Origin of the sequence: Streptomyces sp. NPDC004065, assembly GCF_044903565.1 — a bacterium.
Taxonomy (GTDB): Bacteria; Actinomycetota; Actinomycetes; order Streptomycetales; family Streptomycetaceae; genus Streptomyces.
This window is the reverse complement of sequence record NZ_JBJDQT010000032.1, coordinates 1-21015: the sequence shown is the minus strand read 5'-3', so window position 1 is coordinate 21015 and position 21015 is coordinate 1. Positions and strand designations below refer to the sequence as shown.

The 21015-nt window shown below is 69.3% G+C and carries 18 protein-coding genes and 2 pseudogenes; 6 read left to right on the top strand and 14 right to left on the bottom strand.

Annotation, left to right across the window (positions count from 1 at the left end):
- Positions 1–10 precede the first annotated feature (10 nt).
- The 10 genes from glpK to ACI2LW_RS27975 all read right to left on the bottom strand — a co-directional run bounded on the left by glpK (position 11) and on the right by ACI2LW_RS27975 (position 10946).
- Complete coding sequence (glpK, locus tag ACI2LW_RS28020; RefSeq protein WP_404734016.1) at positions 11–1510, bottom strand: glycerol kinase GlpK; 1500 nt, start codon at positions 1508–1510, stop codon at positions 11–13.
- A gap of 4 nt (positions 1511–1514) precedes the next feature.
- Positions 1515–2621, bottom strand: a complete 1107-nt coding sequence (locus ACI2LW_RS28015; RefSeq protein ID WP_404734015.1) for an alcohol dehydrogenase catalytic domain-containing protein — start codon at positions 2619–2621, stop codon at positions 1515–1517.
- Entirely contained in the window at positions 2618–3706 is a 1089-nt protein-coding gene (locus ACI2LW_RS28010; RefSeq protein ID WP_404734014.1) for a galactitol-1-phosphate 5-dehydrogenase, read from the bottom strand. The genes ACI2LW_RS28015 and ACI2LW_RS28010 overlap by 4 nt, the downstream gene beginning before the upstream one ends.
- A 9-nt stretch (positions 3707–3715) precedes the next feature.
- Positions 3716–4552 (bottom strand): SDR family oxidoreductase, encoded by an 837-nt coding sequence (locus tag ACI2LW_RS28005; RefSeq protein WP_404734013.1) that lies wholly within the window; start codon positions 4550–4552, stop codon positions 3716–3718.
- 67 nt (positions 4553–4619) lie between these two features.
- Positions 4620–5279: a bifunctional 4-hydroxy-2-oxoglutarate aldolase/2-dehydro-3-deoxy-phosphogluconate aldolase gene (gene eda, locus ACI2LW_RS28000; RefSeq protein WP_404734012.1), complete on the bottom strand. Its 660-nt coding sequence runs from the start codon at positions 5277–5279 to the stop codon at positions 4620–4622.
- Positions 5276–6235: an MBL fold metallo-hydrolase gene (locus ACI2LW_RS27995; protein ID WP_404734011.1), complete on the bottom strand. Its 960-nt coding sequence runs from the start codon at positions 6233–6235 to the stop codon at positions 5276–5278. The genes eda and ACI2LW_RS27995 overlap by 4 nt, the downstream gene beginning before the upstream one ends.
- Positions 6236–6346: 111 nt before the next feature.
- Positions 6347–7141: an SDR family NAD(P)-dependent oxidoreductase gene (locus tag ACI2LW_RS27990; RefSeq protein ID WP_404734010.1), complete on the bottom strand. Its 795-nt coding sequence runs from the start codon at positions 7139–7141 to the stop codon at positions 6347–6349.
- A gap of 33 nt (positions 7142–7174) precedes the next feature.
- Entirely contained in the window at positions 7175–8212 is a 1038-nt protein-coding gene (locus tag ACI2LW_RS27985) for an ABC transporter permease (RefSeq protein ID WP_404734009.1), read from the bottom strand.
- Positions 8209–9771, bottom strand: a complete 1563-nt coding sequence (locus ACI2LW_RS27980; protein ID WP_404734008.1) for a sugar ABC transporter ATP-binding protein — start codon at positions 9769–9771, stop codon at positions 8209–8211. Before ACI2LW_RS27980 ends, ACI2LW_RS27985 begins: the two co-directional genes overlap by 4 nt.
- Complete coding sequence (locus ACI2LW_RS27975) at positions 9768–10946, bottom strand: sugar ABC transporter substrate-binding protein (protein ID WP_404734007.1); 1179 nt, start codon at positions 10944–10946, stop codon at positions 9768–9770. The genes ACI2LW_RS27980 and ACI2LW_RS27975 overlap by 4 nt, the downstream gene beginning before the upstream one ends.
- A gap of 823 nt (positions 10947–11769) precedes the next feature.
- Between ACI2LW_RS27975 and ACI2LW_RS27970 the strand changes: the two genes are divergently transcribed.
- The 5 genes from ACI2LW_RS27970 to ACI2LW_RS27950 are packed head-to-tail and all read left to right on the top strand — an operon-like array spanning position 11770 to position 17097.
- Positions 11770–12843 carry a sugar ABC transporter substrate-binding protein gene (locus ACI2LW_RS27970; protein WP_404734006.1) on the top strand — a complete coding sequence of 358 codons (1074 nt, stop codon included), beginning with the start codon at positions 11770–11772 and terminating at the stop codon, positions 12841–12843.
- The gene (locus ACI2LW_RS27965; RefSeq protein WP_404734005.1) at positions 12843–14429 is read left to right on the top strand and encodes a sugar ABC transporter ATP-binding protein; all 1587 of its coding nucleotides are present in this window, start codon (positions 12843–12845) and stop codon (positions 14427–14429) included. Before ACI2LW_RS27970 ends, ACI2LW_RS27965 begins: the two co-directional genes overlap by 1 nt.
- The gene (locus ACI2LW_RS27960) at positions 14426–15430 is read left to right on the top strand and encodes an ABC transporter permease (protein WP_404734004.1); all 1005 of its coding nucleotides are present in this window, start codon (positions 14426–14428) and stop codon (positions 15428–15430) included. The genes ACI2LW_RS27965 and ACI2LW_RS27960 overlap by 4 nt, the downstream gene beginning before the upstream one ends.
- Complete coding sequence (locus ACI2LW_RS27955) at positions 15427–16302, top strand: sugar phosphate isomerase/epimerase family protein (RefSeq protein WP_404734003.1); 876 nt, start codon at positions 15427–15429, stop codon at positions 16300–16302. Before ACI2LW_RS27960 ends, ACI2LW_RS27955 begins: the two co-directional genes overlap by 4 nt.
- 6 nt (positions 16303–16308) lie before the next feature.
- On the top strand, positions 16309–17097 hold the full coding sequence (locus tag ACI2LW_RS27950; protein WP_404734002.1) for an SDR family NAD(P)-dependent oxidoreductase: 789 nt from the start codon (positions 16309–16311) through the stop codon (positions 17095–17097).
- Positions 17098–17787: 690 nt separating this feature from the next.
- Here ACI2LW_RS27950 and ACI2LW_RS27945 read toward each other — a convergent pair.
- The 3 genes and pseudogenes from ACI2LW_RS27945 to ACI2LW_RS27935 all read right to left on the bottom strand — a co-directional run.
- A pseudogene (locus tag ACI2LW_RS27945) lies at positions 17788–18102 on the bottom strand (aldehyde dehydrogenase family protein); the annotation flags it as partial.
- A 146-nt stretch (positions 18103–18248) separates the two neighbouring features.
- Positions 18249–18509: a transposase gene (locus ACI2LW_RS27940; protein ID WP_404734001.1), complete on the bottom strand. Its 261-nt coding sequence runs from the start codon at positions 18507–18509 to the stop codon at positions 18249–18251.
- 81 nt (positions 18510–18590) lie between these two features.
- The gene (locus ACI2LW_RS27935) at positions 18591–18962 is read right to left on the bottom strand and encodes an ATP-binding protein (RefSeq protein ID WP_404734000.1); all 372 of its coding nucleotides are present in this window, start codon (positions 18960–18962) and stop codon (positions 18591–18593) included.
- 518 nt (positions 18963–19480) lie between these two features.
- On the opposite strand from ACI2LW_RS27935, the pseudogene ACI2LW_RS27930 reads away from it, so the two are divergent.
- Positions 19481–20245, top strand: a pseudogene (locus tag ACI2LW_RS27930) (ATP-binding cassette domain-containing protein); the annotation flags it as partial.
- A gap of 173 nt (positions 20246–20418) precedes the next feature.
- Here the strand turns inward: ACI2LW_RS27930 and ACI2LW_RS27925 are convergent.
- The gene (locus ACI2LW_RS27925; protein ID WP_404734082.1) at positions 20419–20802 is read right to left on the bottom strand and encodes a transposase; all 384 of its coding nucleotides are present in this window, start codon (positions 20800–20802) and stop codon (positions 20419–20421) included.
- Positions 20803–21015: the final 213 nt, after the last annotated feature.

Sequence of the window (21015 nt, the reverse complement as noted above, 5' to 3'; positions counted from 1 at the left end):
CTGCGGGCGCTCAGTGCTCCTCCCAGTCGCGGGCGCGTGCCACGGCCTTCTGCCAGCCCGCGTACAGCCGGTCGGCCCGGGCCGGGTCCATCTCCCGGTCAAAACGCCGGTCGAGGTGGAAGGCGCCGGCGAGCTCCGCGTGGTCCTTCCAGAAACCGGTGGCCAGACCGGCGAGGAAGGCCGCCCCCCGGGCCGAGGACTCGATGACGGTGGGCCGCAGGACCGGCGCGTGGAGGAGGTCGGCCTGGAACTGCATCAGGAAGTTGTTCGGGGTGGCCCCGCCGTCGACCTTGATCTCCCGTACCGGGATGCCGGAGTCGGCCTCCATGCAGCCGATGACGTCGCGGATCTGGTAGGCGATGGATTCCAGGGTGGCGCGGATGATGTGCTTGCGGTTGGTGCCCCGGGTCAGGCCGAGGATGGCCCCGCGGGCGTACTGGTCCCAGTAGGGCGCGGCGAGGCCGACGAAGGCGGGGACGACGTAGACGCCGTTGGTGTCGGGCACCTGGCGTGCGGCGTACTCGGTGTCCTCGGCGTCGTAGACGATCTGCAGTTCGTCGCGTAGCCACTGGATGGAGGCGGCGGCCACGAAGATCAGCCCCTCCAGGGCGTATTCGACGGTGCCGTCGATGCCCCAGGCGATGGTGGTGAGCATGCCGCGCCGGCTGAACACCGGCTTCCCGCCCGTGTTGAGGACCAGCGAGGCCCCGGTGCCGTACGTCGCCTTGACACTGCCGGCGGTGAAGCAGGCCTGCCCGAACAGGGCGCCCTGCTGGTCACCGACGGCGGCCGCGACCGGGATGCGGGCGCCCAGCAGTACCGACTCGTCGGTGTGTCCGTAGACCTCGCTGCTGGAGCGCACCTCGGGCAGGATCGCGCGGGGGATGCCGAGCTCGTCCAGCAGCCGCTGGTCCCAGTCCAGACGGGTGATGTCGAACAGCATGGTGCGCGAGGCGTTGGTGTAGTCGGTGACGTGCGCGGCGCCCCCGGTGAGGTTCCAGATCAGCCAGCTGTCGACGGTGCCGAACGCGAGCTCGCCGCGTTCGGCGCGTTCCCGGGCCCCGGGCACGTGGTCGAGGATCCACTTGATCTTCGTGCCCGAGAAGTAGGCGTCGATGATCAGCCCGGTGGTCTGCTGGACGTGTTCCTCCAGGCCGCGGGCCTTGAGTTCCTCGCACAGGTCGGCGGTACGGCGGTCCTGCCACACGATCGCGTTGTGGACGGGCTCGCCGGTGGTCCGGTCCCACACCACGACGGTCTCGCGCTGGTTGGTGACGCCGATCGCCGCGACGTCCCCGGCACCGCACTCGGCCTGTGACAGCACCTGCTTGGCCACGGTGACCTGGGTGTTCCAGATGTCGAGCGGGTTGTGCTCCACCCAGCCCGGGTGGGGGTAGATCTGCGGGAACTCCTGGCTGGCCTCGGCGGCGATGTCACCGGCCTTGTCGAACAGGATCGCCCGGATGCCGGTGGTGCCGGCGTCGAACGACATGACATAACGGTGGGTCATGGTGCTACCTGCCCTCTGGTGGCGCGCCGTGCGGGCCGGGGCCGGCGGCGGTCTCGAACACGTCGCCGCCGAACGCGATCATCGCCTTCATGCCGGCTCCGGAAGAGGCGTACGCGAAAGCGTCATGGATCATCTCCAGTTCGAAGACCTGGCCCACCACGGGCGACAGGTCCACGCGCCGGTCGCCGACCAGCCGCAGGCAGCGCCCGTAGTCGCCGTTGGTCGATCCGGTGGTCCCGGTCAGTGTCAGGCCTTTGTAGTGCACCTTGTTGGTGTCCACGGGCACGGCGGTCCCGGCGGCGCCGAGACCCGCGAAGTAGTTCAGCCGTCCGTGCGTGGCGAGCAGGTCCAGGGCCTGTTCCTGCACCTGCGGGTCGGACACGGCGGTGATGACCACGTCCGCGCCGCGGCCGCCGGTGTGCTCTCGCACCACGTCGGCCAGGTCCCGCTCGCGCACACTGACACACACGTCCGCGCCGAGACGGGCGGCGAGGTCCAGACGGGGCCGGCTGCGGTTGGAGATGATCACCTTCCGTGCGCCGGCGAGCTTGCCGAGCAGCACGTGGAAGGCACCGATGGGTCCCGCCCCGGCGATCACCACCACGTCCTCCGGGCCCACCCGCAGGGCCTGCTGGCCGGTGTAGCAGCAGGAGAACGGCTCGACCAGGGCCGCCTCGGCGTAGGACACCTTCTCGGGCAGTTCGAAGACGTTGCCCCGCTGCAGGGCGAAGCCCGGCACCCGCAGAAGTTCCTGGAAGCCGCCGTCGATGCTGATCCCGAACGCCTCGTAGCCGGCGCACATGTTGTTGAAGCCGTGGCGGCACATGTCGCAGCGGCCGCAGCCCACGTTCGGGGTGACGCTCACCCGCATGCCCGGGCAGAACCCGGTGACCTGCCCGCCGACCGCCACCACGTCCCCGGCCACCTCGTGGCCGAGGACCCGGGACTGGCCGGCCGGGATCTTGAAGTGACCGTGCTTGAAGATCCGCAGGTCGGTCCCGCAGATGGAGGCGGCCCGCACCCGCACCAGGATCTCGTCGGCGCCGACGGACGGCTCGGGCACCTCCTCCACGGACACCGAGCCCGGCTCGTGCAGTACGGCGGCCTTCACCGGGCACCTCCGACGACCGACGGCGACGCGAGCTCGTCACGGGCCTCCCGGGCGACGGCGAAGACGACCTTGTTGTACCAGGTGCGGCGCTCGAGCATGTCCTGGAACATTCCCGGCGCCTCCTCGAGCGCGGGCGTGTGGCTGATCAGGGGAGCCACCTGCAGATCACGTCCCAGATGGTGTACGACCATGTCCCACTCGCTGCGGCCCGCGGGGGTGATCTTGGAGTTCCAGGTGCCGTAGAGCCGCAGCTCGCGGCGCAGGACGGACGAGACCAGCGCACGCGGAATGGTCAGGTCCCCCGACAGGTCGCCCAGCAGCATGACCTGGCCCAGCGGGGCCGCCGCCGTGATGGCCTGCACCAGCGAGGAGGGCAGGCCGCTGGCCTCCACGGCGCAGTCCACGCCACGGCCCGAGGTCAGCTTGCCGACGATCTCCACGGTGTCGCCGCCGGAGGCGTCGACCACGGGAAATCCGAGGCCGGCCATGACGGCGAGCTTGCGCTCGTCGACGTCGGCGACGTAGACCTCACTGGCCCCCAGGATGCGCAGCCACTGCGCCGCCAGGGCACCGATCGGACCGGCGCCGATCACCAGCGCGGTGGCGAGCGCCGGAAGCTGGAACTTCAGCATGGCGTGCAGGGCGACGGCCGCCGGCTCCACCATCGCGGCGTGCACCAGCGGCGTATCGGGGCCCACGGGTATGAGATTGGCTTCCGGAACGTGAAGCAGTTCCGCCATGGCACCGTCACGCCGGGAGCCGTAGTAGTCGTATCCGGAGCTGACCGTGTACTCGCCGATCCGTGTCATCGGATCGGCCGGGTCGGCCAGGAGCGGGAACACGGCCATCCGGTCCCCGGGGGAGAAGCGGCTGTCCGCCGGGACCTCTTCCACGACGGCGGAGAACTCGTGGCCGAGGACGAGCGGGTAGTGGTACGCCTTGCCGCGGCCGAACCGGAGCACGTCCGAGCCGCACACACCCACGGCGCCGACCCTGACGAGCACCGACCGGTCGCCGACCGGCTCCGGGTCGGGGACGTCCGTCCAGTTCAGGACGCCCGGGGACTGCAGTACTGCTGCCTTCATCGCGGTGCCTCAGACTTCCATGCCGTAACGGTGTGCCTTGTGCGTCGGGTACAGGGCGATCTGCGGGATGGTTACCTCGGGCCCGCGGGTGGCGACGTAGAGGGTGACCTCCGCGACGTTGTCCACGTCGATGCAGCTGGCGTGGATGCCCTCGGTGAGCTCCTTTTCGTCCAGCCATCCGTCGAGGTAGGCGGGGATGTCGCCGTCGTAGAGGCCCTTGTCGATGATCTCGGTCATCGGCGTCTTGACGTGGGACGGGTTGATCACCGTCACGCCGATGTTCTTGTCCTTGCCCTCGAGGAGGATGTTCTTGCTGAAGCCCATCATTCCGTGCTTGGAGGCCCGGTAGGGGCTGTGGCCGGGACCGGAGGCGAGCCGGGCGGACGAGGACCCCATGTTGATGATCCGCCCGCCGCCGGGCTGGCCCTCCATGACGCGGAAGGCCTCGCGGCAGCACAGGAACACCGCGGTCAGGTTCGGGCCGATGGTCTTGTTCCACTCCTCCAGCGTCACCTCGGTCACCGGAGGCGACAGCGAGTCACGGCCGGCGCTGTTGACGAGCAGGTCCACCCGGCCCCACTCCCGCACGGCGTACTGGAAGAAGTTCTTCACCTGTTCCTCGTCGGTGACATCCGCCTCGACGCCCGCACAGGTGCCTCCCTGGGCCCGGACGGAGGCGACGACCTGCCTGAGCCGCTCACCGTCGATGTCGACGAGCAGGACCTTGGCCCGGTTGGCGGCGAAGATCCGGCCGACGGCCTCGCCGATGCCCGACGCGCCGCCGGTGACGATGGCGACCCTGCCGTCCAGCGCGGTGCCGGGGGCGGGTTCGTAGGTGGGGGTCATTTCTCCTCTTTCGTTCTTTCGTGAGCAGTCACAACGCGCGCCGGAGCACGCGGGAGGGAAGGGAAGGTCAGGGGGCGGCCGCAGTGCCGGGCAGCGCGGCGGCGATCTCCACGGCGCGGCGGGCATTGCCGGCGATGGCGGCGAAGTCGCCTTCGGCCAGCAGTGCCGGCGTGGCGATCCAGGTGCCGCCGCAGGCGGCGACACAGGGGCGGCTGAGGTAGTCGCCGAGGTTGCCGGGGGTCACGCCGCCGGTGGGCATGAACGACACCCGGTCGTACGGCGCGGCCATCGCGTCGAGGAGACACAGGCCGCCGGACGCCTCGGCGGGAAAGTACTTGACCAGGGACAGGCCCCGAGCGAGAGCCGCCTCGATACCGGTGGGATTGTTGACGCCCGGCACCACCGGGATGTTCAGGCGCAGGCAGTAATCCACGACGTCGGGGTTGAACCCGGGGGCGACGACGAACTGCGCGCCCGCGTCGAGAGCCCGGTCCACGGTCGCCCGGTCCAGCACGGTGCCCGCGCCGACCAGCAGGTCGGGGTGGCGCAGACGCAGCGCGGCGATGCCGTCGCGGGCCGCCTCGGAGCGGAAGGTGATCTCGGCGACAGGCAGCCCCGCCTCCAAGAGCGTCTCGCCGAGAGGAGCGGCCTGGCCGGCGTCGGGCAGCGTCACCACCGGCACGACGCGCAGCCGGCGCAGGCGCTCCAGGAGGTGTGGTGAGTTCATCGGTCCTCTCTCACGGACGGGCCGGCCTGGGTGAGGACGTAGGCGTGGCCGGGCCGGGGCACGGTCCACGACAACCGGGTGGCCCGGCGCCGCAGTTCGGCGCTGGTGTCCTCGGGGTCGGCGGTGTTGAAGTCGAACAGGCCGAAGTGGTGGCACAGCAGGTGCGGGATGCCGGCCGCCTCGCAGAGCGCGGCCGCCTCCCGCGCGGTGAAGTTGCCCGGGACACCGTTGCCGGTGCGGTAGGCGTCGCGGCCGTTGACGGGCAGCAGCGCCAGGTCGACGCGCAGGTCGCGCAGCAGCTCGGCCTGTCCGGTGTAGGGCACGCAGTCCCCCGAGTGGTACACCCGGAAGCCGCCGACGCTGACGACGTAGCCGAGGAACCGGTGGTCGCCGTGTTCGTCCCGTTCCAGCCGCTCGTGCGCGGCGGGCACTGGTTCCACGACGATGCCGTCCGCCTCGACGCGCTCGCCCGCGGTGGTGCCCGTGAGCAGATCCGCGGGAACGCCGCGCTCCAGCGCGCGGGCCCGCTCGGCCCGCGGGACGACGAACCGGGGGTGGTTGTGGAGCAGCAGCGGGCGGATGGTGCCGGGATCCATGTGATCGGTGTGGCCGTGGGTGCACAGCACTGCGGTCACCCCCCGCACGTCCTGCGGGGCCACGGGAGCGGGGTGCATCCGCTGGTGGGGGAAGAGCTTGCCCCGGTACTTCTGCGCGAGCGTGTCGGACAGGTACGGGTCGATCAGGACCAGGTGCCGGCCGTGACGCAGGGCGAACCCCGCCTGGCCCAGCCACCACAGCGTCACGTCGCCGGCGCCCGTGCCGGCGGGCGCCGCGAAGTCACCCGGCAGCGGCGAGTGCGGCGCGGGCTGCGCGAGGACCTGAACGCTCCGGCCGCCCGGGCCGGGGGGCGGCGAGGCGGGGCGGGCGGCTTCCGGGTTCGGGAGGCTGCACTGCATGGCGACGGTCTTCCTGACGTGTGGGCGGGCGGCTGGAGGGCCGGACGCGTCCGGGCGCGCGGCCGCCGGTTTCCCGGACGGCCTTTCGGGGGGCGAGTGCCGGACGGCTTCTCAGACGACGGACCGGCGGGTGCCGCCGTCGACGGAGAGCGCGGCGCCGGTGGTCGCGGAGGCCTGCGGCGAGCTGAGATAGATGATCAGGTTGGCCACCTCCTCGGTCGTGGCGGCACGGCGCAGCAGCGAGGTGGGCCGGTGCTCGCGGACGAAGTCGTCGACCTGTTCGTCGACGGACCGGCCCGTTTCGCCGCCCAGTTCGGCCACGAAGTCGGCGACACCCTCGGAGTTCGTGGGGCCGGGCAGAACGGAGTTGACGGTGACCGCGGTGCCGGCGCACACCTCCGCGAGTCCGCGGGCGACGGCCAGCTGGGCGGTCTTCGTCATCCCGTAGTGCATCATCTCCGGCGGGATCTGCAGGGCTGACTCGCTGGAGACGAACACGATCCGGCCCCACCGGCGTTCCAGCAGGCCGGGCAGGTAGAGACGGGACAGCCGGATGCCGCCGAGCACGTTGACGTCGAAGTAGCGGCGCCATTCGGCGTCGTCGATCTCCAGGAACGCTTTCGGTTCGAAGATGCCGAGGTTGTTGACAAGGATGTCGGTGGCGGGCACCTCGGCCAGGAGGGCCTCGGCACCTTCGCTGGTGCTCAGATCGGCCGCGACGGCGACGACGTCGGCGCCGGGAACGTCGTCGGTGATCCGCCGCACGGCCTTCTCCAGGCGGCCCGTGTCCCGCCCGGTGACGACGGTGCGCGCACCCGCGCGGGCCAGGCCCAGGGCGGTGGCGAAGCCGATGCCCTGGCTCGATCCGGTGACGATCGCGGTCTTGCCGCTCAGGTCGATGTGCATGAGGGATTCGCTCCTGTGAGACGTGAGGTGCGGTCAGCGTGCGCCGCGGCGCAGCAGACGGGTGGCGGCGACGGCGAGTACGAGCGCGGCGCCGTTGAAGATCGGTTCGATCCAGAAGGGAGCGCTGAGCAGGGACAGACCGGTGGTGCCGACCTGCAGCGTGATGACGGCGATCACCGTGCCCCAGACGTTGAACAGCCCGGGCTGGATGGCCGTGGCGCCGAGGAACACCGCCGCGTAGGCGGGCAGCAGCAACGGGGGTCCCACCGTCGGGTTGCCGCTGCCGAGGACGGCGGCCTGGACCAGCCCGGCCACACCGGCCAGCAGGCCCGCTCCGGTGAAGGCGAGCAGAGTCAGCCGGCGCACCGGCACACCACTGAGCCGGGCCGCGTCCGGGGAGCCGCCGATGGCGTAGAGGTAACGGCCGAGCGGCGTGCATTGCAGCAGGTACCAGACGACCACCCCGATACCGGCGGCATAGACGACCGGCAGCGGCAGGCCCAGCAGGTCGCCCTGGCCCAGCGCGGTGAGGGACGAGGGGATGCCCTCGTAGAACACGTTGCCGTTGGTGTAGGCGCCGAGAACGCCCGTCAGGACGGTGCTCATGCCGATGGTCGTGATGAAGGAGTTGATGCCGAGCCTGGTGATCAGCAGGCCGTTGACGGCCCCGACCAGGGTGCAGGCCAGCACCGCGAGGAGGGCGGCAAGGGGCAGGGCAAGGTGTTGTTTCGAGGTCAGACCGGTGACCAGGATCAGGCCGAGCCCCAGGTTGGCGGCGACGGACAGGTCGAGCTCTCCGACGATCAGCGGGAGCAGCAGGCCGATGGCGAGGATGGTGAGGACTGCCTGGAGGTCGAGGACCGTCCTGGCGTTGCTCCAGGTGGCGAAGGTGTCCGGTCTCAGCAGTGAGAACAGCACGACCAGCAGCACCAGCAGCAGCGGCAGCGTGACGCGGGTCAGGAACTCGGACAGGGGCTCGCTGCTCCCGCCCGGCAGGCGCAGGGAACGGGGCCGGCGGTGGGAGTCCTGGGAGGCGGCGGTGCCGCCGGCGGGGGAGAGGGGAGAGGTCATCGGGAAAACTCCTGTTCGCTCCCGGCGCCGGGTTCGGAGTCGAAGTGCGTGAGATGTGTGATCTCGTGGGCGGTGGTCGTCGCGGCGTCGAGTTCGTGGGTCACACGGCCGTCCCGCAGGACCAGCACCCGGTCGGCGAGCGCGAGCATCTCGTCGATCTCCGAGGAGATCAGCAGGACACCGGCGCCGCGGGCGGCCGCCTGGCCGACCAGCCGGAAGATCTCCTCGCGGGCGCCGACGTCGACACCCTGCACGGGCTCGTCGAACACGATCAGATCCGGTTCGGTGTCCAGCCACTTGGCGATGACGACCTTCTGCTGGTTGCCGCCCGACAGGTCCCGGAACAGGCGCCCCGGGGCCGCGGGGCTGACCCGGTAGGTGTCGATGAGCCGGCTGACGGTGCTGCGCTCGGCCGCCGTCGCCAGGCGCGCACCGCGCCAGAAGCGGCGCAGCGACGGCAGGGTGAGGTTCTTCGTGATGTCCATGTCCAGGACGCCGCCCTCGCGGCGCCGGTCCTCGGGGATGAACGCGATCCGCCGGCGGACCGCCTCCCGCGGTGACCTCAGCACGGCCCGGGTGCCGTTGAGACGGATTTCGCCACCGGCCGGTACCTGGGCACCGAACAGCATGCGGGCCAGCTCGCTGCGGCCGGACCCGAGCATCCCGGCCACACCGACGATCTCGCCGCGGCGGATCTGGAAGCCGACATCGCGCAGCCGGCGGCCGGACAGGCCGCTCACCTCCAGCAGCGCTTCGCCTGCCGGGCGGGCCGCACGGCGCTCCCGCCCGACCGGTTTCACGGCACGGCCGATGATGAGCCGCACCAGGTCGCCGACGTTGAGACCCGGAACGTCGACCGTGTCGACGTGCCGCCCGTCCCGCAGCACGGTGGCGCGGTCGGCGATGCGCAGGATCTCCTCCAGCTTGTGGGAGACGTACAGCACCGCGACCCCCTGCGCGGTCACCTGCCGCACCGCGTCGAACAGCCGTTCCGCCTCGGCCTCGGGGAGAGCGGCCGTCGGCTCGTCCAGGACGAGGACGCGGGCGCCGTTCTGAGCCGTGGCCAGGGCCCGGGCGATGGCGACGACGGTCTGTGAGGCGACCGGCAGCCGGCCCACCGGGGCGTTGACCGGCAGCTTCGGGTGGCCGAGCGCGGTCAGCGCCCGAATGGCCGCCGACCGGGCCGCCGACCAGTCGATACGGGCCAGCATCCGGGCGTCGTATCGGCGGCAGATCGCGAAGTTCTCCGTCACGGACAGGGTGGGAATGAGTCCGAGGTCCTGGTGGACGAAGACCAGACCGTGCTCGGCGGCCGCCGCGGTGGCGGGCGTCTGGAACACCCGGCCGTCAACCTCGATGACGGCGCCGGGGTCGGGCTCGTGGAACCCGGCCAGACACTTGATCAGGGTCGACTTGCCGCAGCCGTTCTCGCCGAGCAGCGCGTGCACCTCGCCCGCGCGCAGCTGAAGGCAGACCCCGTCGAGGGCGCGCTGTCCCGGGAACGTCTTGGACAGGTTCCGGACGGCCAGCACGGTGCGTGCGGTGGAGGCGCCGCTCACTTCAGGCCCCAGGTCTTGCGGTAGAGGGCGCCGGCGTCGAAGTCGCCTTCCCACGCCTTCCCGTTGCTCGGCACGTCCTCCTTGATGATCAGCTTGCCCCTCAGGCCCTGGTCGACGGGCTGCTGCCCCTGGAAGATCCGGTTGAGGTTGTCGACATGGGCGTAACCGGCGCGGGCGAAGGCGAAGCCGACCGCCGCCGCCTGGTACCCGCCCGTGCGGATCATCTGGGTATTGGCGACATCGGCGTCGACGGAGACTCCGAAGGCCTTGCCGGGTTGTGCGAGACCGGCCTGCTGCAGACCCTTGGCGAAGAAGTTCAGCGCGGCGTCGAAGCCGGCGAACAGGACGTTGTAGTCGGGGTGGCTGCGTACCAGCTGGACCACCCTGCCAGGCGCGACAGTGCTGATCTCGGACGCCAGATGCGAGCCTTCGGCGACCGTCCGGCAGCCCGCGCCCGCTGCCTTGCAGTCGGCGATGAACTTCTTGATGCCCCGGGTGCGGGCCTTGACCGTTTCGAACTCGTCGTCGGTCATGATCACGAACTTCGGAGGGGCGTTGAACCGCTTGCGTGCCTCCACGTAGGCGAACTCACCGAGCAGATAGCCGGCGCGTTCGTTCTCGTCCAGCGGAGGGACGACGGCCTGGTACAGGTTGCCGGCGTTGCCGCACATGTTGCAGACGACGGCGATGCCCGCCTTGCGGGCCGCCTTGAGGTCGTTCTGGACGGCGGCGGCGTCGATGGAGGTCAGCACGATGCCGTCGGCCCGGCTCGAGATCGCCCGCTGGATGGCCGCGGACATCTTGGTGACGTCGCTGGCCGGGTCGTCGATCCGCGCGGTCCAGCCGATCGCCCGCGCCGCGGCGACGGTCGAGCGGGCGGGCCGGGCACATCCCTCGACGGACATCGAACACGGGATGACGACGATGCTCTTGTCCCTGACGGGTCTGGGACCGGACGACCGGACCGGGTCGGTGACGGATGTCTGCCGGGCGGTGGCGGCAGTGACGTCGGCCCGCGCCTTGGCGGCGAACTTCGCGGCCCCGGGGGCCGACTGCCGGTTCCCGGCGGAGTCCTTGGAGGCGGAGCAGGCGGAAAGGGCCAGGGCGGCGAGAACGGCTGCGACGAGTGCGGGCCTGGATCGGTCGAGAGCGCGGCGGGCGACGGGTCGGATCACGGCGGCGGTTCCTTCGGTGCGGCGGGGAGGAGCGGCTCAACGGGTGCGGCACGGCTGTGGCCTGCTCGCGCCCGGTGCGCGACAGCGCACCGGGCGCGGGGGCGGGAGCTGTCGCGGACCCCGGCGGGGTCGAGGCTGCGGGGACGGTAGCCGGGCTGCTGCTCGGCCCTGGCTCCCGACGGGTCGTCCGGCCCCTCGGGAGCGAGCTCTCGGCGGCTGAGCCGTGGTCGGTCAGCCGCTCGCAGAAAGAAGGTCACAGATCCTTCGACGCCTGTCAATGGAATCGAGGAAATTTCTTCGAGTGGTCGATGAGGCAAGCGCAGAAAATTTCCTCCGGCGGCCCTGATCGACCTCCCGGCGGGCGTGACCGCGTGAAAGAGCCCTGGTGGGGCGGGTCCCGCGGGGTGAGTGCGGACAGAAGGAGGCGCGGCGTCGTGACGGCTCCGGCGCGGTGCGGACGGCCCCGGGCGCTCCTGCGGCCCGCGAGGAGACGTGCATGCCCCTCACTCCCGCTCGCCTGTCGCGGGCCCGCGCTCGGCAGGCGCCGCGGAGAACGCCGGACCGGCCGCCGGGCCGGCGGTGGCCGCCGCGGGTGACCTCGGGCGCTCCGGGAGTAGCGAAGAAATCTCTGTGAGCACTATTGACTGTCGAAGATATTTCTTGCGAGGCTCCACGCGCCACGCGGCTGCCGACACAGCCCGATCGCATGGCGTGAACATCAACCACATGCCCGGGTTGCAGCCGGGACGAGACATCGGAGCACGACATGTCCAGACTTCCTCGACGCGTCGGGCGCCGCGCCCTGATTGGTGCGCTCAGCGCCATGGCCTTCACTCTGGCCGCCTGTGGCGGCGGGAACTCGGCACCGGACGCGAAGAAAAAGGACGCGGACAACACCCGGACCGGCGTCATCGCGGGCCCGGCCTCGGGCGAGAAGCCCACGTATCCCAAGCCGGCCGCACTCGCCGTGGGCTCCCAGGCGAGCCTGGACAAGCTCACCTACAAGGGCGGCACGCCGACCATCGCCTATCTGCCGATGGGCACGGAGTTCAACTACCACAAGGCGCTCTACGAAGGCATCAAGACCGTTCCCGGCATGAAGAGCTTCATGCTCTCGCCGTACTCCGGCAGCGACCAGGCAGGACAGCTCGGGATGCTGCAGGACGTCACCGCGCGCGCTGACGTGGATGCCATCCTCCTGATCAGCTTCGATGAGCACTCGCTCGCGCCGCTGGTGAAGAAGGCCGTCGACGCCGGCAAGGCCGTCGTCATCATCAACTCCGACATTCCGAACTACCCCACTCCCGTCGACGGTGTCGTCGGGGTCACGCAGCGGGCGGCGAACAAGGACCTCGCCAGGTGGGCGATCCGCACGATGGGCGGCAAGGCACGCAAGGTCGGCATCCTCAACGGTGAGCCCAGCTATCTGGACACCGAGCGTGCCGGCGGCTTCCAGGACGGCATCAAGGGGACCAACTGGAAGCTCGTCGCCCACGTCAACGGCGGCTGGAGTGTCGAGAAGGGCAACACGGCTGCCATGGATCTCCTTCAGGCCCACCCCGAGATCAACGTCATCTTCGCGGCCAACGACTACATGGCCGAAGGCGCCGCCCAGGCGGTGAAGGCGCTGGGACGAAACGACGTGAAGATCCTCGGGTACGACGGTGACACCGCCGCCATCGAGAGCATCGCCAACGGTGACGGAGTGACAGCCACCACCAACACCAACCCGGTGCAGATGGGACGGATGGCCGCCCAGTTCGCGATCGACCTGCTGCACAAGAAGGCGGACGGCGGTTACGTCGACGCGCCGGCCCAGATCGTCTCCAAGGACAACGCTCTCAAGGTCCTGCGGGACCCCGCCGGCCTGTTCCCGAAGCCCTCGAAGTCGTACTGATGAGCACCCCTGATACCACTCCCGAGACCCCGAAGGCCGCAAAGACGCGTTCCGCCGGAGCCCCTCCCCTGTGGGAGCTGAGGAACATCACCAAGGTGTTCCCCGGCGTCCGCGCGAACGACGGCGTGTCCCTGACACTGCGAGAAGGCCGCATCCACGGCCTCCTCGGGGAGAACGGCTGCGGCAAGTCCACGCTGATCAAGATCCTCTCCGGGGTCTACCAGCCCGACTCGGGAGAAGTCCTGCACCGGGGCGAGGCCATGGCGCTCACCAGCGCCACGGCCGCTCGGGCCGACGGCATCGCGACGGTCTACCAGGAATTCTCCCTGATCCCACAGCTGACCGTGGCCGAGAACATCGTCATGGGACGCCACCCCCGCCGGTTCGGGCTCATCGTCGACTGGCCCGCCGTCCGCCGGCAGGCCTCGGAGATTCTAGCCCGCCTCGACCTGGCCATCGACCCCGACGCCAAGGTCGGCGACCTCTCCGTTGCCGAGCAGCAGCTCGTGGAGATCGCCAAGGCACTGTCCCAGCGGGCTGAACTCCTCATCCTCGACGAGCCGACCACTGCCCTCGGGCAGGACGAGATCGTCACCCTTCACCGCTTCCTCAGGAAGCTGCGAGACACAGGCGTCTGCATCCTCTACATCTCACACCGTCTCGACGAGGTCCTCGCCCTGGTCGACGACTTCACCATCCTCAAGGACGGCAGGGTGGCCAGCCCGGCAGGCGGCACGGACCGCGACGTCGACGCGATCGTCCAGCGGATGATCGGCGCGGACGTCCGCGACCACTATCCGAAGGAACGCCACGCGACCGACCGCGTCGTACTCGAGCTCAAGGCGGTGAGGACCGCGGCCAAGGTCGTCGACGCGTCCTTCACGCTCCGGGAAGGAGAGGTACTCGGGCTCGGCGGTGTGATCGGATCGGGCCGCACCGAGATCGCGAGAGCCATCTTCGGCGCCGACCGCGTCACAGGCGGAGAACTCGTCATCGACGGCCGTCCCCGTCGCATCAGCTCACCGGCCGACGCCATCCGCAACGGCATCGCCCTGGTGCCGGAGAACCGCAAGTACGACGGGCTCTTCCCCAACTTCTTCGCCGGCCCCAACATCACCATGGCCCGCACCCGCGGCATCATGCGCGGACCCTTCCTCGACCGTCGCCGCGAGGACCGCATCACCACCGACTACGTCGACGACCTGCAGATCACGCCCCTGGCCCGCAACAAGTACGTCACCCTCATCTCCGGCGGCAACCAGCAGAAAGTCCTCCTCGCCCGCTGGATGTTCACCGACGCGCGCATCGTCATCCTCGACGAGCCCACACAGGGCATCGACATCGGCGCCAAGCTCGCCGTCTACAACCTCATCAACGACCTGACGCGCAGCGGCAAGTCGGTGGTCCTCATCAGCTCGGTCGCCGACGAGCTGATCGCCATGAGCGACCGGGTCGCGCTCGTCAAGCACGGACGCGTCGTCGATGTCCGTCCCGCCGCCGACGTCACGCCGGGTGAGCTGATCAGCGCCGCCGAGTCCGCGCATATCGGCGAGCACACGCCAGTCCCAGAAAGGAGTGCCCGATGAGAAGGAGCAGCCTGCTCGAGTTCCTCGGACCCCTCGTCGCCCTCGGCCTCATCGTCCTGGTCGTCGCAGTCACGACCCCGACGTTCCTGTCAGCACAGAACTTCAACAACGTCGCGCTCCAGGCCGCCGTACTCGCCGTCGTCGCGCTCGGTTCCACCGCCGTCATCCTCACCGGGGGGATCGACCTCACCCCCGGATCGATGATCGCCCTGCTGACCATGTGTCTCGCCGTCATGATGAAGCTGAACGGATACCCGATCTGGGTCAGCATCCTCGGCGTCCTCGGCCTTGGCGCGCTCTTCGGCGCCGTCAACGGATTCCTGGTGGCGTTCGTCCGGATTCCGGCCTTCATCGTCACACTGGCCGGCCTGAGCGCCTACAAGGGATTCGCGCTCACCATCGGCCCAGGCGCCCCGATCTTCTCGCTGCCCGGCGGATTCGAGAACATCTTCTACGGAAGCCTTCTCGGCATTCCCCTGCCCCTGTACTACGTCCTCGCCCTGTACGCGCTCGGCACCGTCGTGCTGAACCACACGCGGTTCGGCCGCGAACTCTACGCGGTCGGCGGCAACGAGGCCGCCGCAGTGCTCACCGGGATCAAGGTCCGCCGGGTGCGCCTCATGGCCTTCCTCATCGCAGGGCTGTGCGCGGGCATCGCGGCAGTCCTGCTCGCGGCACGGCTGAATTCGGGCTCGCCGAACTACGGTGACCTCATCGAACTCCAGGCGATCGCCGCCGCGGTCGTCGGCGGTGCCAGCCTGGCCGGCGGACGGGGTCACGTCATCAACACGCTGGTCGGCGTGCTGATCATCGTGGTGGTCCAGAACGGACTCAACCTCAATGCCGTCTCGACGTCACTCCAGAGCATCTCGATCGGACTGATCATCCTGCTCGCCGTCGGCGTGGACATCTGGCGCGGTTCTCTCGTCCGCACGGTCATCACGCGCAAGTCACGCCTCGCACGCCGGAACAACACACTTCCCGAAGGGAGCACGGCATGAACACCAACCGGCTAGGCATGCACATGATGCTGTACACCAGCACCTGGTCCGAGCCCGACGCCCGGGTCGTGTTCGAACGAGCCAAGTCATTCGGCTACGACTTCGTCGAGCTGCTCATGTTCGACGCGGACACCGTCGACGTCGCACTGACCCGACGCCTCATCCAGGAGTACGACCTGCCCGTCGAGGCAACCGTGTGCGGCGCGCCTGACGCCGACCTGTCCAGCGACGACCCCGAGATCGTCAGGAGGGGAGAGGCCGCCATCGCCCGGGGAATCGAGGTGGCCGGCGACATCGGCGCGACCCTGGTCGGCGGCCCGAACTTCTCGGCCGTCCAGCGCTACCACAGCCCCCCGTCCGCCGCAGCGCGCGAGCGGATCGTCGAGTCCTATGCGCGACTCGCCGACCGCGCGGCGAGCGCCGGCCTGCGCCTCGGACTGGAAGCGCTGAACCGCTACGAGAGCAACTTCGTCAACACCCTGGCCCAAGCCGCCGACATCGTCCGCAAGGTCGGGTCGTCATCGCTGTTCGTCCATGCGGACCTCTTCCACATGAACATGGAGGAGCCGTGCCTGGCGGCGGCGGTCAAGGACGTCGGAGACGTCCTCGGCTACGTGCACGTCGCCGAGAGCAACCGTGGCGCCCTCGGCACGGGAAACACCGACTGGCCCGCCTTCTTCACCGCGCTCGCGGAAATCGGGTACGACGGCCCGATCACGTTCGAGTCGTTCTCGCCGGCAGTCCTGGGCGAGGAGATGACGGCGCTCCTCGCCCTGTGGCGAGTGCCCTGGACCGACCCGGACATCGTCGCGCGCGACGCACTGACCTTCATGCGCGACCACATCGACCGAGCACATCACAGCAAGGCCTGAGGAACAATGGATCTCGAACTGCACGGCAAACTGGCGCTGGTCAGCGCCTCCAGCGGCGGCATCGGCGAGGAGATCGCAACAGTCCTCGCCGAAGAGGGCGCAGAGGTCATCGTCAACGGACGCACCGAAGCCTCCGTCGAGAAGGCCCTCGGGCGGATCCGCGCCCGTGTTCCCGACGCCCGCCTCGCCCCCCTGGCATCCGATCTCGGAACTCAGGAGGGGACCGAACGGGCGATCCGAGACTTCCCGGTCGTGGACATCCTCGTCAACAACCTCGGCGTCTACGAACCGGTCGGCTTCCTCGACAGCTCGGACGACCAGTGGTTCCGGCTGTTCGAGATCAATGTGATGAGCGGCGTCCGCCTCAGCCGGCACTACCTCAAGCCGATGCTCGCGAAGAACGCGGGCCGGATCGTCTTCATCGCCTCCGAGGCGGCCGTGACGCCGGCGCCTGAACTGCCTCACTACAGCGCAACCAAGTCGATGGAGCTGTCCGTCTCGAGAATCCTCGCGGAGCAGACCGCCGGCACGCGAGTCACCGTGAACACGGTGATGCCCGGATCGACCAGAACCGAAGGAGTGCGCCAGTTCATCCAGGAACTCTTCCCGGACCTCTCCTACGACGACGCCGAGCGACGGTTCATGGCCGACAATCGGCCGACGTCACTGATCCAGCGGCTCATCGACCCGCGCGAGGTGGCCGACTTCGTCGCCTTCGTGTGCAGCGGCCGCAGTGGCGCGATCAACGGCAGCGCACTGCGGGCCGACGGCGGGATCGTCCGCAGCGTCTTCTGAAACGGCGTCCGGGCGCTGACATGGATGGCCGTACGCCCACCGCTGAGTCGTGACGTCGCCGGCCGCGGCATCGAGCGGCCCGCGCGCTACCGGGCGCAGATCTCCACGATGCCGGCCACGGTGCACCCTCTCGCCGCAGGCCCCCCGTCCCCGACCGGCATCCCCTGAGGGAACCGTGGCCGCCGGGGCGGGGAAGCCATGGTCGACACATAGGTGGCGTGCCTGCCGCATGTTCACACGAGACAGCGGATCGCAGCGAGCAGCGCGCGGTGGCAGTACCGCTCCGGCCTGCCACCCCGCCACGCATCCAGCCCGGCAACGGCAGCGGCGGCCGGACCTCAGCCCACTGTCCGTCATGTCCGTCGGACACCGGCGCCGCCGTTCGGGCTGGTCGGCCGCGTTGCCGTACACGTGCGCGAGGCAATCACACGATGGAGCAGCTGAGTTGGACTGCCCGGCCATCGACACGGAGGACTGCGGCACCGGGGCCTCCTGCTGCTCCATGGATTCGACACCCACGAGCTGTTCAGGAGGCCCCGTCCTCATGCCCCGGCCACGGCCAGATCGTGATGTCGTCAAGGTGAGGCCGGTTTCGGCGAGGCACCCGTTGATGAGGTTGCTGCGGTACTGGATCTGGCGGAGACCATGTCGGAGCGTGCTGATGAGGTGTTCGGGTGTCACGTGGAGGTAGAGGCGGGAGCCGGCAGTGCAGGACTGGTCCTGGCGGGTGAAGCGCATACCCGTGATCACCCCGTCGGCAGTGGCGTCGTCGGAGTCGGGGAAGACGATGAGCGGGGACTTCCCGCCCAGCTCCAGAGTGACCGGCACGATCCGGTCCGCGGCCGCCGCCAGGATGCTGCGCCCGACGCCGGTGGACCCGGTGAAGGTCAGCTTGGCGATGTCCGGGTGGGAGGCGATCCGCGCGCCCGCCACCGCGCCGGAGCCGGACAGCACGTTCAGTACGCCATCGGGCAGGATCTCCGCTGCCCACTGGGCCGGCCGCAGCGAGCAGGGCCAGTCCCGCGGTCTTCAGGACCCGCGTGTTGCCCGTGGACAGCGCCATGGCGATCTTCAGCGCGGACAGCTGAACCTGCAGGTCGCCGACAACGATCTTGGCTGTCAGTCCGCCTCGGGATCAGCCGAGGGCGTGATCATCGGGTTCGTCCCGCCGGCAGGTCCCCTTTTCGGCCCGTGGCCGCAGCATGCTGGTGGGCGCGGACGATGGTGGAGTCGATCTGGACAAGCCACTCGATGTCTCCGGCCGCATCCGCCCGGGCCTGCATCTGCTGCAGGGCCCGGGTGAAGATCCCGTCGAGGGCGTAGCGGCGGAAGGGGGTGCAGACCGTTTTCCATGGCCCGTAGCGCTCGGGCAGGTCACGCCAGGAGGTCCTGGTCCGATTCAGTGAGTTCATGACGACGTACGAGGCCACCAGGATCCACCATCCAGCGATCGTTGAAGACGGACCCCGGTTCGACGCTCCCGGGCGCTGACGTCACGCTTTAACGCGGTGGCTGAACCAGACGACTTTCCCGGTTCTGGTAGCACGCACGCCGAAGATGTCGGAGAGCGCCTCCACGAGGAGGAGCCCGCGGCCGCTTTCGGCGCTGGGGTCGGCTCGGTGCGGGCGGGGGAGTTCCTTGCTGCTGTCACCGACCTCGCAGATGAGGGTGTGTGCGCGATGCACGCTGAGCCTGAGCCACATGGGGCCGCAACCGTGCTGCACCGCATTGGTCACCAGTTCGTCGACCATGAGGACGATGTCGTCGGCGGCCTCCTCGCCCACGTTCCAGCGGGTCAGTGCGTGCCTGGAGGCGTGGCGGGCGCTGAGCACGCTGCCGGCGGTGGCAGACAGGACCAAGGTCATCTCTTGTCGCACACCGCAGTAACGAGCCGGTCGCTGCTTGGCGTGATTCCTCTGGGCGACCACCGGGGGTGCTGGGACTGCTGTCACGACTCAGAGCCTCCTTCACGGTCGGTTCACGGCCCCCGAGGCGGTCCGCAAAGGACCTGACAGGAATGTCGCACTGATTTCGATGTCCGTCAACAGTACTCGAAGGAAATTTCGGCAGGGGCATCTGGTGACATCGAAGAAAGTTTCTTCGATGTTGTTGACTGATCTCGAAGATCTGCGACTTTCGTGGGCGAGCGCCGGGCCGACCACGCCTCTGCTCGGCCAGACCCTGCCTGCGGACACCTAGATGAGGCGCAGGTACAGGCCCCTTCCGCTCTGCCGCGAACCCCCTTGGCTGGCGATCGGCCGTCCCTCACCCTGCCCGTATTTGTTGAGGAGAGGCACATTCCCATGGCACATCGATCGCCGCTACGCCGCCGAGCGCTCGCACTGTCGTCCGCGGGCTTCGGGCTCACCCTGCTGCTCACCGCATGTGGGGGCGGCGTGGGCTCTGCGCAGGGCTCCCACGGGAAGATCATCGTCGGACTGATCACCAAGACCAACGACAACCCGTTCTATATATCGAACTGCGAGCGGGAGAGGTGCTGGCCGTCATCGGCGACAACGGAGCCGGCAAGTCGACCCTCATCAAATGCCTGTCCGGTGCCGAGGTTCCCGACAGCGGGGAGATCCGCCTGTTCGGGCAACCGGTGCGTTTCCACAGCCCTCTGGACGCACGCACCCACGGCGTCGAGACCGTCTACCAGAACCTGGCGGTAGCCCCCTCCCGGGACATTCCGGCCAACCTCTTCCTGGGGCGCGAGCGTCGTAAGCCGGGCCCGCTCGGCAGTGTCCTGCGCCTGTTGGACAAGAAGTCCATGAAGCAGGAAACCCGCGAACTGCTGACGTCACTGGGCCTGCTGACCATCCAGAACTTCTCGCAGCCGGTGGAGACACTCTCCGGCGGGCAGCGTCAGGGCGTAGCAGTGGCCAGGGCCGCCTGCTTCGGCAGCAAAGTGATCATCGTGGACGAACCGACGGCGGCCCTGGGGGTGCGGGAGTCTCAACGCGTCCTCGACCTCATACGCCAGATCCGTGACCGCGGCGTCCCCGTCATACTCATCAGCCATGACATGCCGCACGTCTTCAAAGTCGCCGACCGCATCCACGTGCAGCGACTGGGCCGACGCATAGCTCTGGTGAAGACCTCCGACATGTCCATGCCGGATGCCGTCGCGCTGATGACGGGAGCGCTGGACCCGGCAGACCTCGACAGTCGCTCCATTGCCCCCAACTGACAGGTGGCGCCCGGCCGGTAGGCCCCGGCACCGCCGCGGCAAGTAGCACATCCTCCCCTCCGCTGCCTCGGCCGGAACGGCTCCCCGGCCGGGGCGCAGCCGGTTGCGGCAGCCGCCCGTAGGGTGCTGCGTCAGGCCACGAGACGAAGTTGCGGGCGCGCTGTGCAGGGGCGGCGGTCACGGAGCATGGCGTACATGACGTTCACACGGCGTCGTGCCAGGGCGATGAGAGCTTGGTGGCGCCGTTTGCCCTCGCTCCTCTTGCGGTCGTAGAAGGCCTGGGAGACCGGAACACGCTGGATCGCGCAGAAGGCGGACTGCTGGAAGACCCGCTTGAGGGCCTTGTCTCCGCCCAGGGCGCTGCGGGAGTAGCGGATCTTTCCGGACTGGGACAGGACCTGGGACAGAGCGGAGGCGGCGGCCAGGGCGTCGCCGCTGGCGAAGCGGCGGTGGTCGCCGACCATGGCGATGAACTCTGCGGTCAGGATGGCCCCCATCCCCGGCAGGCTGCGGATGAGGGCCCCGTCAGGGTGTGTCGGCGGCGGGTGAATCGTGGTTCTGGATCACTTTTGGTGCCAGAGCCACGGAGGGTCACCAACTCCGCGATCATGAACGGTCGTGACCGACGACCTCCTCCAGAACCTTTGGCTCCACCAAACCACCGACGTCGAAGTCAGCGACGTCACCATCAGCGCCAACCGCGTCACCCTCCACGCCGCCACGACCAG

Excerpts from the sequence above, each read along its gene's own strand:
- ACI2LW_RS27985 (WP_404734009.1), bottom strand. The coding sequence starts at position 8,212 with ATGACCTCTCCCCTCTCCCCCGCCGGCGGCACCGCCGCCTCCCAGGAC.
- ACI2LW_RS28005 (WP_404734013.1), bottom strand. The coding sequence starts at position 4,552 with ATGACCCCCACCTACGAACCCGCCCCCGGCACCGCGCTGGACGGCAGG.
- ACI2LW_RS27955 (WP_404734003.1), top strand. The coding sequence starts at position 15,427 with ATGAACACCAACCGGCTAGGCATGCACATGATGCTGTACACCAGCACC.
- ACI2LW_RS27950 (WP_404734002.1), top strand. The coding sequence starts at position 16,309 with ATGGATCTCGAACTGCACGGCAAACTGGCGCTGGTCAGCGCCTCCAGC.
- ACI2LW_RS27940 (WP_404734001.1), bottom strand. The coding sequence starts at position 18,509 with ATGAACTCACTGAATCGGACCAGGACCTCCTGGCGTGACCTGCCCGAG.
- ACI2LW_RS27935 (WP_404734000.1), bottom strand. The coding sequence starts at position 18,962 with ATGACCTTGGTCCTGTCTGCCACCGCCGGCAGCGTGCTCAGCGCCCGC.
- ACI2LW_RS27995 (WP_404734011.1), bottom strand. The coding sequence starts at position 6,235 with ATGCAGTGCAGCCTCCCGAACCCGGAAGCCGCCCGCCCCGCCTCGCCG.
- glpK (WP_404734016.1), bottom strand. The coding sequence starts at position 1,510 with ATGACCCACCGTTATGTCATGTCGTTCGACGCCGGCACCACCGGCATC.
- ACI2LW_RS27960 (WP_404734004.1), top strand. The coding sequence starts at position 14,426 with ATGAGAAGGAGCAGCCTGCTCGAGTTCCTCGGACCCCTCGTCGCCCTC.
- ACI2LW_RS27970 (WP_404734006.1), top strand. The coding sequence starts at position 11,770 with ATGGCCTTCACTCTGGCCGCCTGTGGCGGCGGGAACTCGGCACCGGAC.
- ACI2LW_RS27990 (WP_404734010.1), bottom strand. The coding sequence starts at position 7,141 with ATGCACATCGACCTGAGCGGCAAGACCGCGATCGTCACCGGATCGAGC.
- eda (WP_404734012.1), bottom strand. The coding sequence starts at position 5,279 with ATGAACTCACCACACCTCCTGGAGCGCCTGCGCCGGCTGCGCGTCGTG.
- ACI2LW_RS28010 (WP_404734014.1), bottom strand. The coding sequence starts at position 3,706 with ATGAAGGCAGCAGTACTGCAGTCCCCGGGCGTCCTGAACTGGACGGAC.
- ACI2LW_RS27965 (WP_404734005.1), top strand. The coding sequence starts at position 12,843 with ATGAGCACCCCTGATACCACTCCCGAGACCCCGAAGGCCGCAAAGACG.